Source organism: Streptomyces sp. NPDC048191 (assembly GCF_040652655.1).
Lineage (GTDB): Bacteria > Actinomycetota > Actinomycetes > Streptomycetales > Streptomycetaceae > Streptomyces.
The window spans coordinates 16,981-31,150 of sequence record NZ_JBEZMO010000054.1; the positions used below are offsets into that span (position 1 = coordinate 16,981).

The 14,170-nt window shown below is 70.4% G+C and carries 12 protein-coding genes; 11 read left to right on the forward strand and 1 reads right to left on the reverse strand.

The genetic code is table 11. The features are described 5' to 3' along the window. The first annotated feature begins 139 nt into the window (after positions 1-139). From AB0D93_RS40395 to AB0D93_RS40415, 5 genes are all read left to right on the forward strand, one after another. Complete coding sequence (locus AB0D93_RS40395) at positions 140-1,225, forward strand: S-(hydroxymethyl)mycothiol dehydrogenase (RefSeq protein WP_362131408.1); 1,086 nt, start codon at positions 140-142, stop codon at positions 1,223-1,225. Next, entirely contained in the window at positions 1,222-1,857 is a 636-nt protein-coding gene (locus AB0D93_RS40400) for an MBL fold metallo-hydrolase (RefSeq protein WP_362131411.1), read from the forward strand. Before AB0D93_RS40395 ends, AB0D93_RS40400 begins: the two co-directional genes overlap by 4 nt. A 254-nt stretch (positions 1,858-2,111) precedes the next feature. Continuing rightward, a complete protein-coding gene (locus AB0D93_RS40405; RefSeq protein WP_362131414.1) occupies positions 2,112-2,474 on the forward strand; it encodes a bifunctional 3-phenylpropionate/cinnamic acid dioxygenase ferredoxin subunit in 363 nt (120 codons plus the stop codon). Next, the gene (locus tag AB0D93_RS40410) at positions 2,471-3,634 is read left to right on the forward strand and encodes an FAD-dependent oxidoreductase (protein ID WP_362131417.1); all 1,164 of its coding nucleotides are present in this window, start codon (positions 2,471-2,473) and stop codon (positions 3,632-3,634) included. The genes AB0D93_RS40405 and AB0D93_RS40410 overlap by 4 nt, the downstream gene beginning before the upstream one ends. A gap of 131 nt (positions 3,635-3,765) precedes the next feature. Beyond that, on the forward strand, positions 3,766-4,899 hold the full coding sequence (locus AB0D93_RS40415; protein ID WP_362131420.1) for an aromatic ring-hydroxylating dioxygenase subunit alpha: 1,134 nt from the start codon (positions 3,766-3,768) through the stop codon (positions 4,897-4,899). A 71-nt stretch (positions 4,900-4,970) separates the two neighbouring features. On the opposite strand, the gene AB0D93_RS40420 is transcribed toward AB0D93_RS40415, so the two are convergent. Further along, positions 4,971-5,768, reverse strand: coding sequence for an IclR family transcriptional regulator (locus tag AB0D93_RS40420; RefSeq protein ID WP_362131424.1), 798 nt, complete (start codon positions 5,766-5,768; stop codon positions 4,971-4,973). A 150-nt stretch (positions 5,769-5,918) separates the two neighbouring features. On the opposite strand from AB0D93_RS40420, the gene betA reads away from it, so the two are divergent. From betA to AB0D93_RS40450, 6 genes are all read left to right on the forward strand, one after another. Then, positions 5,919-7,589, forward strand: a complete 1,671-nt coding sequence (gene betA / locus AB0D93_RS40425) for a choline dehydrogenase (protein ID WP_362131427.1) — start codon at positions 5,919-5,921, stop codon at positions 7,587-7,589. 3 nt (positions 7,590-7,592) lie between these two features. Continuing rightward, positions 7,593-8,429 carry a 5,10-methylenetetrahydrofolate reductase gene (locus AB0D93_RS40430; RefSeq protein ID WP_362131430.1) on the forward strand — a complete coding sequence of 279 codons (837 nt, stop codon included), beginning with the start codon at positions 7,593-7,595 and terminating at the stop codon, positions 8,427-8,429. 111 nt (positions 8,430-8,540) lie between these two features. Next, the gene (locus tag AB0D93_RS40435) at positions 8,541-10,010 is read left to right on the forward strand and encodes an aldehyde dehydrogenase family protein (protein WP_362131433.1); all 1,470 of its coding nucleotides are present in this window, start codon (positions 8,541-8,543) and stop codon (positions 10,008-10,010) included. 21 nt (positions 10,011-10,031) lie between these two features. After that, a complete protein-coding gene (locus tag AB0D93_RS40440) occupies positions 10,032-11,123 on the forward strand; it encodes a glycine betaine/L-proline ABC transporter ATP-binding protein (RefSeq protein ID WP_362131436.1) in 1,092 nt (363 codons plus the stop codon). Beyond that, positions 11,123-13,096: an ABC transporter permease subunit gene (locus tag AB0D93_RS40445; RefSeq protein WP_362131439.1), complete on the forward strand. Its 1,974-nt coding sequence runs from the start codon at positions 11,123-11,125 to the stop codon at positions 13,094-13,096. Before AB0D93_RS40440 ends, AB0D93_RS40445 begins: the two co-directional genes overlap by 1 nt. Before the next feature lie 13 nt (positions 13,097-13,109). Then, entirely contained in the window at positions 13,110-14,075 is a 966-nt protein-coding gene (locus tag AB0D93_RS40450) for an ABC transporter substrate-binding protein (RefSeq protein ID WP_362131442.1), read from the forward strand. Positions 14,076-14,170 lie beyond the last annotated feature (95 nt).

Genomic DNA, 14,170 nt, shown 5'->3' on the forward strand with positions numbered 1-14,170 from the left:
GTCGCTGCCGGCCGGGGCCGAACAGAGGCCCCGACGGATTCTTGACCGCTGCTTCGGCCTCCGCGATGCTGTGTTGCGCAACGCGAGATGCGTACCGCATTGGACAACATCTCGCCCCTCTGGCAGCCGAGGAGTGGCCATGTCTCAGCAGGTTCGTGCCGTCGTCGCGCGGAGCAAGGGCGCCCCTGTCAGCCTGGAAACCATCGTCGTGCCCGACCCCGGCCCGGGGGAGGCGCTGGTCAAGATCGAGGCCTGCGGCGTCTGCCACACCGATCTGCACTATCGCGAGGGTGGTATCAGCGACGACTTCCCGTTCCTGCTCGGACACGAGGCGGCGGGCGTGGTCGAGGCGGTCGGTGACGGTGTCACCGACGTGGCGCCCGGTGACTTCGTGATCCTCAACTGGCGTGCCGTGTGCGGGCAGTGCCGGGCCTGTCTGCGCGGGCGCCCTTGGTACTGCTTCAGCACGCACAACGCGAAGCAGAAGATGACCCTGACCGACGGGACGGAACTCTCGCCGGCCCTCGGCATCGGCGCCTTCGCCGAGAAGACCCTCGTCGCGGCCGGTCAGTGCACCAAGGTGGACCGGGCCGCGTCGGCGGCCGTCGCCGGACTGCTGGGCTGCGGGGTGATGGCGGGCATCGGCGCGGCCCTCAACACCGGCAACGTCGGACGCGGTGACACCGTCGCCGTGATCGGCTGCGGCGGCGTGGGCGCCGCGGCCGTCCTTGGGTCGAACCTGGCCGGCGCGGCGAAGATCATCGCCGTGGACATCGACGACCGCAAGCTGGCCACCGCCAAGGGGCTCGGCGCGACCCACACGGTCAACTCCAAGGAGACCGACGCGGTCGACGCGGTGCGCGAGCTGACCGGGGGCTTCGGCGCCGACGTCGTGATCGAGGCGGTGGGGCGTCCCGAGACCTACCGGCAGGCCTTCTACGCCCGTGATCTCGCCGGGACCGTGGTGCTGGTCGGCGTACCCACCCCCGAGATGAAACTGGAGCTGCCGCTGCTGGACGTCTTCGGCCGGGGCGGGGCGCTGAAGTCGTCCTGGTACGGGGACTGTCTGCCCTCCCGCGACTTCCCGATGCTCATCGACCTCCATCTGCAGGGGCGTCTCGACCTCGACGCCTTCGTCACCGAGACCATCGCCCTCGACGAGGTCGAGAAGGCCTTCGAGCGCATGCACCACGGCGACGTCCTGCGCTCGGTGGTGGTCCTGTGACGAGCGGTGCCCGGATCGACCGTCTCGTCACGTCGGGGACGTTCTCGCTGGACGGCGGCACCTGGGACGTCGACAACAACGTGTGGATCGTGGGGGACGACGACGAGGCGGTCGTCATCGACGCGGCCCATGACGCCGACGCGATCCTGCGGGCCCTCGGCGGACGCACCCTGCGCGCGATCGTGTGCACCCACGCGCACAACGACCACATCGACGCGGCGCCCGACCTCGCCGCCCGGACCGGTGCCCCGATCCTGCTGCACGCCGACGACCTGCCGCTGTGGAAGCAGACCCATCCGGGCCGGCTGCCCGACGGCGAACTGGGCGACGGGCAGCGCATTGCGGTGGCGGGGACCGAGCTGACCGTGCTGCACACCCCGGGCCACGCCCCCGGCGCCGTCTGTCTGTACGCCCCGGACCTGTCCGCGCTGTTCAGCGGTGACACGCTGTTCGCCGGCGGGCCGGGGGCGACGGGGCGGTCGTACAGCGACTTCCCCACCATCGTCGAGTCGATCGGCAGGCGCCTCCTCACTCTCCCGGACGACACCGTCGTGCACACCGGCCACGGAGACGCCACCACCGTCGGCTCCGAGGCGCCACATCTGCAGGAGTGGATCGACCGCGGCTTCTGACCACCCGGCGACGACGCGGCCCTGCCCCGGTGACGGACCCCGTGGACGGCACCGGCGGCAGGGCCGTCGTCGCTCCGCCAGGGCTTGCGTTACCCCTGTTCACCTGGGCTTTCCCGGTCGCTGCGGCATGCCCGGAAAACCCCTGCCGCGGCCCGCGCAAACCGGCCTTCGGATGCCTTGACAACGCTTCAGAGCCGCCCGCAGACTGGCGTTGCGCTAATCGCAATCCGTTTCGTTATACGCACCGAGGTGTCATGATGATTCCCGCGTGCCGTCTCGCGGATCTGCCGCGAGGCGAGGCCCATCGGCTCGACATCGACCCGCCCGTGTCGGTGTTCCACACCGACGACGGCGAGCTCTTCGCCATCGACGACACCTGCACCCACCAGGACGCCTCGCTCGCCGACGGCTGGTTGGAGGGCTGCGAGGTCGAATGCCCCCTGCACGCCTCGAAGTTCGACCTGCGGACCGGAGCCGTGGACGCGCCCCCGGCCAAGCTCCCGGTCCGCACCCACGAGGTCGTCGTCGTGGACGGGATGGTCCACGTCAGGCTGTCCACCGACGCGCCCAACCTGCCGCCGTGCGTCGCCGCCCGTCTCGCCGGAGGTCCCGCGTGAGGACCGTGGCCGTGGTGGGCGCGTCGCTGGCCGGTCTGTCGGCCGCGCGCTCGCTGCGGCAGCGGGGGTACGACGGCCGGCTGGTCGTCATCGGTGACGAGCCCCACCGCCCGTACGACAGGCCGCCGCTGTCCAAGGAGTTCCTGGCCGGATCCGTCGGCGAGGCGGACCTGGCACTGGAGCGGGACGACGAGGAACTCCGGGCGGAGTGGCTGCTCGGTGCCCGCGCCACCGGACTCGACCGCACCGAGCGGGCGATCCGCCTCGCCGACGGCCGGGAGGTGCGCGCCGACGGCGTGGTCATCGCCACCGGGGCCGCGGCCCGCACCCTGCCCGGCACCGAAGGTCTCGCCGGGGTCCATGTGCTGCGCACCCTGGACGACGCCCGCGCCCTGCGGGAGGACCTCGCCCGGGGCGGACGGCTGGTGGTGATCGGCGCCGGGTTCGTCGGTGCCGAGGTCGCCTCCACCGCGTACGCCCTCGGTCTCGACGTCACCGTGATCGAGGCGGCGCCGACCCCACTGGCCGGACCGCTCGGCGAGACCATGGGCGGCATCGTCTCCGCCCTCCACGCCGACCACGGGGTGCGGCTGCTGTGCGGGGTGGGGGTCAAGGGGCTCGGGGGAGAGCGCCGGGTGGACGCGGTACTGCTGGAGGACGGCCGCAGCGTGCCCGCCGACACCGTCGTCGTCGGGGTCGGTGCGCGCCCCTGCGTCGAGTGGCTCCAAGGGTCCGGCATCGCGCTCGACAACGGCGTGAAGTGCGGCGCCGACGGGCGCACCAGTGTCGCCGGGGTGGTCGCCGTGGGCGACTGCGCCAACTGGTACGACCCGCACACCGGCCGCCACCGCAGGATCGAGCACTGGACCGGCGCGCTGGAACGGCCGGACGCCGCCGTCGCCGCGCTGCTCGCGTACGGTGCGACGGAACCGGGCGCGCCCCGGCCCGCGTACTTCTGGTCCGACCAGTACGGCGTCAAGATCCAGTTCGTCGGCCACGCCGCCGGGGCCGACACGGTCACGGTCGAGGAGGGCTCGACCGACGACCGCAGCTTCCTCGCCGTCTACCGGCAGGCCGGCCGGCCCGTCGCCGTGCTCGGGATGAACCAGCCGCGGCTGTTCACCCGCCGGCGCAAGCAGTTCACCACCGCCGCGTCCTGACACGGCGGTCGCGACATCCGCGGCCCTGCGGTGCGCACCACACGCAAGGCCCCTTCAGACACAACGCCGTCCGAAGCCGCTCTTCCCGGCGCGTGACCTACCGACCCACGACGTTTCCCGAGGAGTGCACCGTGACCTCGACCAGCCTGCCGGACAGCCTGATCGCCACCCTGCCCGGCTCCGCCTACACGGATCCCGCGATCTTCGCCCAGGAACAGGAGCGCATCTTCGAGACGATGTGGTTCTGCGTCGCCCGCGCGGCGGACCTGCCGAAGCCCGGCGCGTTCCGCACCGTCGACGTGGGCCGCGAGAGCATCCTCGTCACCCGGGCCCGTGACCACTCGGTCCGCGCCTACTTCAACGTATGCCGGCACCGCGGAGCCAAGCTCTGCACCGACGGGACCGGCGAGGTCAGGCGCGCCTTCCAGTGCCCCTACCACGCCTGGACCTACGACCTCGACGGCAGGCTGGTCGCGGCGCCGAACCTGACCAAGATGCCCGACGTCGGCCGGACCGAGTACGGCCTGGTGAGTGTGGCCGTACGCGAATGGCTCGGCTATGTCTGGGTGTGCCTGGCGGAGAACCCACCCTCCTTCGAGGAGGACGTCATCGGCGAGGTGGTCACCCGCCTCGGCGACGTCGAGTCGATCGAGCGCTACGACATCGACAACCTCTCGGTGGGCAGGCGGATCGTCTACGACGTGAAGGCGAACTGGAAGCTGATCATCGAGAACTTCATGGAGTGCTACCACTGCGCCACGATCCACCCCGAACTCACCGAGGTGCTGCCCGAGTTCGCCGACGGCTACGCCGCCCAGTACTACGTCGGCCACGGTGCCGAGTTCGGCGCGGACGTCCAGGGCTTCACCGTCGACGGCTCCGAGGGGCTGGACCGCATCCCGGGGGTGGGCGAGGACCAGGACCGCCGGTACTACGCGATCACCGTCAGGCCGCAGGTGTTCATCAACCTGGTGCCCGACCACGTGATCTTCCACCGCATGTACCCGGTCGCCGTCGACCGCACCGTCGTGGAGTGCGACTGGCTCTACCTGCCGCACGTCGTGGAGAGCGGCAAGGACGTCAGCCGGTCCGTGGAGCTCTTCGACCGGGTCAACCGCCAGGACTTCGACGCCTGCGAGCGCACCCAGCCCGGGATGAGCTCACGGCTGTACGCCAAGGGCGGTGTGCTCGTGCCCAGCGAGCACCACATCGGGGCCTTCCACGACTGGGTGCAGGAGCGTCTCGGCACACGGCAGCCGCGGTGACGTGGAGCAGGAGCGCCCGTGGCCCGCGCGGGGGGCGAACGCGGGCCGTACGGCGGTCGTACCGTGTGCGTTCAGCCCAGGTATCCCATGCGGTGGCTGATCTCCTCGCCACCCTTGACCAGCACCGGAGCCAGCTCGTGCATGCGCTCCTCGGTGAACCGGTAGGAGGGTCCGGAGGCGCTGATCGACGCGATGACGCGGCCTTCCCGGTCGCGAATCGGTGCGGCCATGGCGTGCAGCCCGATCTCCAGTTCCTCCAGCGTCCAGGCGTAACCACGCTCCCGGGCCTCGGCCAGGTTCTTCTCCAGCTTCGCCTTCGCGGAGATCGTGTGCGGGGTCAGTTTCTTCAGGCCGGTCTCCGTGAGCAGCGCCGCGCGCTCCTTGGCGGGCAGGTGGGCGAGCATGATCTTGCCGCTGGAGGTGGCGTGCAGCGGGGTCAGCTGGCCGACCCAGTTGTGCGCGGTGACGGCGGCCGTGCCGCGCACCTGGTAGAGGTTGATCGCGTAGTGCTCCTGCATCACCGCGATGTTGACCGTCTCGCCGATCTCCTCGGCCAGGCGCTCGCAGACCGGCCGGCCCTGCTGGGTGATGTCGATGCGTCCCGTGACGGCGCCCGCCAGGCGTACGATGCCGAAGCCGAGCCGGTACTTTCCGCGCTCGCCCGCCTGCTCGACGAGACCGCGCGCCTCCAGGGCGCCGAGCAGACGGAACGCGGTCGACTTGTGCACCTCGATCTCGCCGGCCACCTCGCTCACCCCCGCCTCGCCGCGCTGGGCGAGGATCTCGAGGACGCTGATGGCCCGGTCGACGGACTGCACGCCGCCGGACGATGACCCCTGTGTTTCGGTATCCGGACTGTAGTTGCTCATAGCGGAACTATACGCGCAGTAAACAACGCACTTGCAAGTAACGCGGCGTGCACAAAGATCTTACAAGTTGCGTTGTTCGCAACCTGGTGCGTATAGCGATACCCGTACTAGCATGCGCGCACATCAACGGCGCGAGCGAGACGAGGCACCATGGCTCCCCTGCACTACGACTTCGTCATCGTCGGCGGTGGATCAGCCGGCAGCGCACTGGCGAACCGACTCTCGGCCGACCCCGGCAACCGGGTGCTCGTACTGGAGGCGGGCCGCCCCGACTACCCCTGGGATGTGTTCATCCACATGCCCGCGGCGCTGACCTACCCCATCGGCAGCCGTTTCTACGACTGGAAGTACGAGTCCGAACCCGAGCCCCACATGGGCGGCCGCCGTATCTACCACGCCCGCGGCAAGGTGCTCGGCGGCTCCAGCAGCATCAACGGCATGATCTTCCAGCGCGGCAATCCCCTGGACTACGAGCGCTGGGCCGCCGACGCGGGCATGGAGACCTGGGACTACGCCCACTGTCTGCCGTACTTCCGCCGGATGGAGAACTGCCTGGCCGCCGACCCGGACGACGAGTTCCGCGGCCATGACGGCCCCCTCGTGCTGGAACGCGGCCCCGCCACCAACCCGCTCTTCGGCGCGTTCCTGAAGGCCACCGAGCAGGCGGGCTACGCGCCCACGGACGACGTCAACGGCTACCGGCAGGAAGGGTTCGCCAAGTTCGACCGCAACGTCCACCGCGGGCGCCGCCTGTCGGCGGCCAAGGCCTACCTCAAACCCGTGCGCAAGCGGCCCAACCTCACCGTCCGCACCCGCGCCCTCGTCACCCGGGTCCTCTTCGAGGGCAAACGGGCCGTCGGCGTCGAGTACCGGCAGGGGCGCGGCGCGCCGCAGCAGGTCCGGGCCCGGGAGGTCGTCCTGTGCGGCGGCGCGATCAACTCGCCGCAGCTGCTGCAGCTCTCCGGCGTGGGCAACGCGGCCGAGCTGTCCGCCCTCGGCATCGACGTCGTCCACGACCTGCCGGGCGTCGGCGAGAACCTGCAGGACCACCTGGAGGTGTACGTCCAGTACGCCTGCAAGCAGCCCGTCTCCGTGCAGCCGTACATGGCGAAGTGGCGCGCACCCTTCATCGGCTTGCAGTGGCTGCTGCGCAAGGGTCCCGCGGCCACCAACCACTTCGAGGCGGGCGGCTTCGCCCGCAGCAACGAGGACGTGGACTACCCCAACCTGATGTTCCACTTCCTGCCGATCGCCGTGCGCTACGACGGTTCCTCCCCGGCCGGCGGCCACGGGTACCAGGTGCACGTGGGGCCCATGTACTCGGACGCCATCGGCTCGGTGAAGATCAGGAGCAGGGACCCGCGTCAGAAGCCGGCGCTGCGCTTCAACTACCTCTCCACGGAGCAGGACCGACGGGAGTGGGTGGAGGCGATCCGTGTCGCCCGCAGGATTCTCGGCCAGCCCGCGCTCGCCCCCTACAACGGCGGCGAGATCTCGCCCGGACCCTCGGTGGACACGGACGAGGAGATCCTCGCCTGGGTCGCCAAGGAGGGTGAGACGGCCCTGCACCCCTCGTGCACCTGCAAGATGGGCACCGACGAGATGTCCGTCGTCGACCCGCTGAGCATGCGGGTGCACGGTCTGGACGGGCTGCGGGTGGTGGACGCGTCGGTGATGCCGTACGTCACCAACGGCAACATCTATGCGCCGGTGATGATGATCGCCGAGAAGGCGGCCGACCTCATCCTCGGCAAGGAACCGCTGCCGCCCTCCAAGGCCGTCTACTACCGGCACCGCGACGCCCAGAAACAGGCCGGCTAGACCATGGGCGCCGAGGCGCTGCGCGCGCTGTTCGCCCGCGTCCGCTACGAGGTGCTGCCGGCGAGGGGGACGGAGGAGAAGGTCCTCGCACATGTGCCGCGCGACGTCGTGGTCACGGTCACGGCGTCGCCGGCCCGGGGGCTGGAGCCGACGCTCGGCCTGACCGAGCGGCTGACGGCACACGGCTACCGCGTCGTCCCGCACGTGCCCGCACGCCTGCTGCGGGACGACACGCACCTGAAGGACGTGACCGAGCGGCTGCGCGCGGCGGGCGTCGACGACCTCTTCGTGCCGGCGGGCGACGCCGACCCGCCCGCCGGGTCCTACGGCGCGGCGCTGCCGGTGCTGCGCCGGCTCGGTGAACTGGGAAGTCCCTTCGCGGACATCGGGATCACCGGCTATCCGGAGAGCCACCCGCTCATCCACGACGACATCACCATCCAGTCGATGTGGGACAAGCGGGCACACGCCACGTACATCGTCAGCAACCTGTGTTTCGACCCCGGCGTCCTCGGCGACTGGATCGCCAGGATCCGCCGCCGTGACGTCACCCTGCCCGTGTACGTGGGCGTCGCCGGGCCGGTGCAACGGACGAAGCTGCTGTCCATGGCGGCGAAGATCGGGGTGGGGGAGTCGACGCGCTTCCTCACCCGGCACGCCTCCTGGTTCCTGCGGTTCGCCGCACCCGGTGGGTACGCCCCCGAGAAACTCCTCGCCCGGGGCGCGGACAGGCTCACCGGACCGTCCGCGGGCGTGGCCGGCCTGCACCTGTTCACCTTCAACCAGATCGCCGAGACGGAGCGCTGGCGCCGTGCCCTGCTGGACCGGCTGGCCGCCTGAAATCGGCATCCGCCGACCCCTTGACGGGCGTCCGTCGAGTCGGCCAGGGTGTTCCACCACAAGCAATGCAATGCACAATGCGCAACGAATTCGGGTTCGAAGGGCGCGGCCGTGGCAGATCTGTACGTGGACGGAGAATGGCGCGCCCCGGTGGCCGGCGGTCACCGGGAGATCCGCTGCCCGGCGGACGGCACGCTGGTGGCGACGGTCTCGGAGGCGACCCGCCCCGACACCGAGGCGGCGATCGCCGCGGCCCGCCGCGCCTTCGACGACGGCCCCTGGCCGCACACCCCCGAGCGTGAGCGCGGCGCGTTGCTGCTGCGCACCGCCGACATCCTCGAGCGCGATGCCAAGGACGTCGCCCGCGCCGAGTCCCTCGACACCGGCAAGCGCCTGGTGGAGAGCGAGTACGACATCGCCGACGTCGTCTCCTGCTTCCGCTACTACGGGGGCATCGCCGGCACCAGCGCCGGCCGCGTGATCGACACCGGCCGCGACGACGCGCTCAGCCGGGTCAGCTACGAGCCCGTCGGCGTCTGCGGTCTCATCACCCCCTGGAACTACCCTCTGCTGCAGGCGGGTTGGAAGGTCGCTCCGGCCCTCCTCGCCGGGAACACCGTCGTCCTCAAGCCCAGCGAGCTGACGCCCTCCACCTCGATCCTGCTGATGAAGGCGCTCGAGGAGGCCGGGCTCCCCGCCGGTGCCGCCAATCTCGTACTCGGCGCCGGAGCCGAGGCGGGCGCGCCGCTCGCCGAGCACCCGGACGTCGACATGGTGTCCTTCACGGGCGGGCTCCACACCGGACGGCACATCATGGCCACCGCCGCCGCCACGGTGAAGAAGGTCGCCCTGGAACTCGGCGGCAAGAACCCCAACGTGGTCTTCGCCGACGCCGACTTCGAAACCGCCGTCGACTTCGCGCTCACCGCCGTCTTCCTGCACTCCGGGCAGGTCTGCTCGGCGGGCGCCCGCCTGGTCGTCGAGGACTCGGTCCACGACGCCTTCGTGGACGAGGTCGTACGCCGGGCCCGGCTCATCCGTCTCGGCGGCCCGTTCGACCCCGAGGCCGACACCGGGGCGCTGATCTCCGCACAGCACCGGGAGAAGGTCGAGGCGTACGTCGCCGCCGGCCTCGCCGAGGGCGCCGTACTGCGCTGCGGTGGCGCACGCCCCGAAGACCCCGCTCTCGCGGACGGCTTCTACTACCCGCCCACCGTCCTCGACGAGTGCCGGCAGGACATGCGCGTGGTGCACGAGGAGTCCTTCGGGCCCGTGCTCACCGTCGAGCGGTTCCACGACGAGGACGACGCCGTCCGCATCGCCAACGACACGGAGTACGGCCTCGCCGGTGCCGTCTGGACCCAGGACGCGGGCAGGGCCCAGCGGGTGGCCCGCAGGCTGCGTCACGGCACGGTGTGGATCAACGACTACCACCCCTATGTGCCGCAAGCGGAATGGGGCGGTTTCGGGCACTCGGGCGTGGGCCGTGAGCTGGGGCCGACCGGCCTGGACGAGTACCGGGAGCCCAAGCACGTCTGGCAGAACATCCAACCCCGGCCGCAGCACTGGTTCCGCGGCTGACCGCCGAAAAGAGGCCCGATCATGACCCCAGCCCAGACCGAGGTGTCGCAGCGGCGCGACACGTCCCAGGACCCCCGGGATCGCACCCCGGTCATCTCCGTGCGCCGGCTGTGGAAGGTGTTCGGGCCGAAGGCCGACGAGGTGCCGGGCTCCGAGGAGTTGTGCGGGCTCACCCGCCGCGAGCTCATGGACCGCACCGGGTGCACCGCGGCCGTACGGGACGTGAACTTCGAGGTGTCGCCCGGCGAGGTCTTCGTCGTCATGGGCCTGTCCGGCTCCGGCAAGTCCACCCTGGTGCGATGTCTGACCCGGCTGATCGAACCCACCGCCGGTGAGGTCGTCTTCGAGGGCGAGGACATCCGGGGCGCCGACGCCCGGCGGCTGCGCGAGCTGCGGCGCAGCAAGTTCTCCATGGTCTTCCAGCACTTCGGGCTGCTGCCGCACCGCAGGGTCGTCGACAACGTGGCGTTCGGCCTGGAGATACGGGGCATGGCCAGGGCCGAGCGCACCAGGAAGGCCCTGGAGGTCGTCGAACTGGTGGGCCTGGCCGGATACGAGAACTCCTACCCCGACCAGCTCTCCGGCGGTATGCAGCAGCGCGTCGGCCTCGCCCGCGCCCTGGCCGGCGACCCCGACGTCCTCTTCTTCGACGAGCCCTTCTCGGCGCTCGACCCGCTGATCCGCCGTGACATGCAGAGCGAGGTCGTCCGGCTGCACCACGAGGTCGGCAAGACCATGGTGTTCATCACCCACGACCTCTCCGAGGCGCTGAAGCTGGGCGACCGCATCCTGATCATGCGTGACGGAAAGATGGTGCAGTGCGGCACCGGCGACGAACTCGTCGGCGCCCCGGCCGACGACTACGTACGGGACTTCGTCAAGGACGTGCCGCGCGGTGACGTCCTCACCCTGCGCTGGATCATGCGCCCGGTGGAGCCCGAAGACGCCCTGGACGGACCGGAGTTGGGCCCGGACGTCGTGGTGCGCGAGGCCACCCGGGCGGTGCTCGCCGCCGAGAAGCCGGTCAAGGTCGTCGAGGGCGGAAAGCTGCTCGGCATCGTCGGTGACGAGGAGATCCTCTCCGTCGTCGCCGGACAGGAAGGCGGTGCGTGATGGCCGTCGCCGCCGACGCGACCGCGCCGGTCGCGACGACACGCAAGAAAGTCAGCCGCCCGATGGTGGTGGCCGCGGTCCTGATCGCCTGGCTGGTGCTCTTCGCCGTGCTGCGCGGCCGGCAGACGCTGACCCTCGCGGCGGCCGACCTCACCGGTCTGCACCGCTGGCTGAACGACGTCAATGACACCATCGGGGCCAACCGCAACTCCAACCCGCTCTTCCTGTACTTCTTCAACGAGATCCGGCTGGTCATCGACAACCTGGTGACCTTCGTCCAGTCCTTGATCTCCCAGCCCACCGGCTCCCGCCCGGTCCCGCAGATCGGCTGGCTCGGCGTCGTCGGCCTCACCGGCTACGTCTCCTGGGCCGTGGGCAACTGGCGGGTCGCCCTGCTGGCGGTGGCCGGCTTCACCTTCTTCGGGCTGCAGGGGCTGTGGCAGGAGAGCATGGACACGCTGGCACTGACCCTGTCGGCGGTCCTCGTGGCGCTGCTCATCGGCATCCCGCTGGGCGTGTGGGCCGGCCTCTCCGACCGGTTCAACCGGATCATGACGCCCTTCCTGGACTTCATGCAGACGATGCCGACCTTCGTCTACCTCGCCCCGCTGACCCTGATCTTCCTGATCGGCGGGGCCTCCGCCGTGATCACCACGGTGATCTACGCGGCACCGCCGGCCATCCGCATCACCGCACACGCCATCCGCTCCGTGCCCGAGACCACGGTCGAGGCGGCGGACTCGCTCGGCACCACACGGTCGCAGCAGCTGCTGAAGGTACTGCTGCCGATGTCCAGGCGCACGGTGGTCATGGGTGTCAACCAGACCATCATGGCCGCGCTGGCCATGGTGACCATCGCCGCCCTGATCGACGCGCCCGGCCTCGGCAAGACCGTCGTCCAGGCCCTGCAGTCCCTCGACGTCGGCACGGCCTTCAACGCGGGTCTCGCCATCGTCGTGATGGCGATCGTGCTCGACCGGGTCACCACGGCGGCGGCCGCACGCACCGAGGCCCGCCGCACGGGCGGCACCCTCCTGAGGTGGCGCCGGCCGCTGCTCGTGGCGGGCGGCATCGCGGCCGCCGTCCTGGTCTACCTGTCCCACACCTACGTCTGGGCCGCCGACTTCCCCGGCAACGGCAGCACCGGCAGCCACATAGCGAGCGCGGCCGACACGGCCACCACCTGGCTGCAGGACCATCTCTCGGGCCTCACCAACGGCCTGCGGGACGTCATCACCAACGGGCTGCTCAACCCGTTCCAGACCCTGCTCACCGACTCCCCCTGGTGGCTCGTCGGGGCCACCCTCGTCGCGCTCGGCGCGGTGCTCGGCGGGTGGCGCGCCGCAGCGACGGCCGCGGTCTGCGTCGGGCTGCTCGTCGGCACGGGTCTGTGGTCGGACAGCATGACCACCCTGGCCTCGACGGCCGTCGCCACGGTGCTGGTGATGCTGCTGGGCGCCGTCTTCGGCGTGTGGATGGGACGCAGCCGGCTCGTGGACCGGCTGGTACGGCCCACCCTGGACGCCGCACAGGTCATGCCGCCGTTCGTCTATCTCGTGCCGTTCCTGGCCCTCTTCGGCGCCACCCGGTTCACCGCGATCGTCGCCGCCGTCGTCTACGCGGCGCCCGTGGCGGTCAAGATCATCGCGGACGGAGTGCGGAACGTGCCCGAGACCACCGTGGAGGCGGCCACCTCCGCCGGGTGCAACACCTGGCAGATCATCACCAAGGTCCAGCTGCCGATGGCACGCAGTGCCCTGACCCTGGCGACCAACCAGGGTCTGATCTACGTGCTGTCGATGGTTGTGGTGGGCGGCCTGGTGGGGGCGGGCGCCCTCGGCTACGACGTCGTGGCCGGATTCTCGCAGGGAGAGCTGTACGGAAAGGGGCTGGCGGCGGGACTCGCCATCGTACTGCTCGGAGTCATGTTCGACCGGATCACTCAGGCTGCGGCGCGACGCACCAGGGCATAAGGAGCACGACACCATGGCAAGACACTGGCGAGCCGGCGCGGCCGGCCTGGCCGTCCTCGGCCTCACCCTCACGGCCTGCTCGGGGGCGAAGGTCGGCGACAGCACCTCCGCGGGCGCGAAGTCCTCGGGCGGCAAGTGCGGCACCTTCAACCTGGCGGTCAACCCGTGGGTCGGCTACGAGGCGGACGCGGCGGTCGTCGCGTACGTGGCGCAGCACGACCTCGGCTGCACGGTCCAGAAGAAGGACCTCAAGGAGGAGATCGCCTGGCAGGGCTTCGGGACCGGTGAGGTGGACACCGTCCTGGAGAACTGGGGCCACGACGATCTGAAGAAGAAGTACATCACCCAGCAGAAGACGGCCGCCGAGGCGGGCTCGACCGGCAACAAGGGTGTCATCGGCTGGTTCGTGCCGCCGTGGCTGGCCAAGGCCCACCCGGACATCACCGACTGGAAGAACCTCGACAAGTACGCCGACGCCTTCAAGACGTCCGAGTCCGGCGGCAAGGGCCAGCTGCTCGACGGCGACCCGTCGTACGTCACCAACGACGCGGCCCTGGTCAAGAACCTCAAGCTGAACTTCAAGGTGGTGTACGCCGGCAGCGAGACCGCGCTCATCCAGGCGTTCCGCACCGCCGAGAAGAACAGGCAATGGGTGATCGGCTACTTCTACGAACCGCAGTGGTTCATGTCGGAGGTGCCGCTGGTCAAGGTCAACCTGCCCAAGTACACGACGGGCTGCGACACCGACGCGGCGAAGGTCGCCTGCGACTATCCCGTCTACGACCTGGACAAGATCGTCAGCGCGCGGTTCGCCAAGTCCGGCAGCCCCGCGTACAAGCTGGTGAAGAACTTCCACTGGACGAACGACGACCAGAACACCGTCGCCAAGTACATCGCGGTGGACAAGATGACGGACGACGCGGCGGCCAAGAAGTGGGTCGACGCCAACCGCGACAAGGTCGACGCCTGGCTGAAGTAGCGGGGCCGGCACAGGCCGGTCGAGGACGCCCGGCGGGCGGTGCGCACGCGTGCGCCGGTCCACCCGGCCTTCCACGCGCCAGCCCGCCAGAGCGC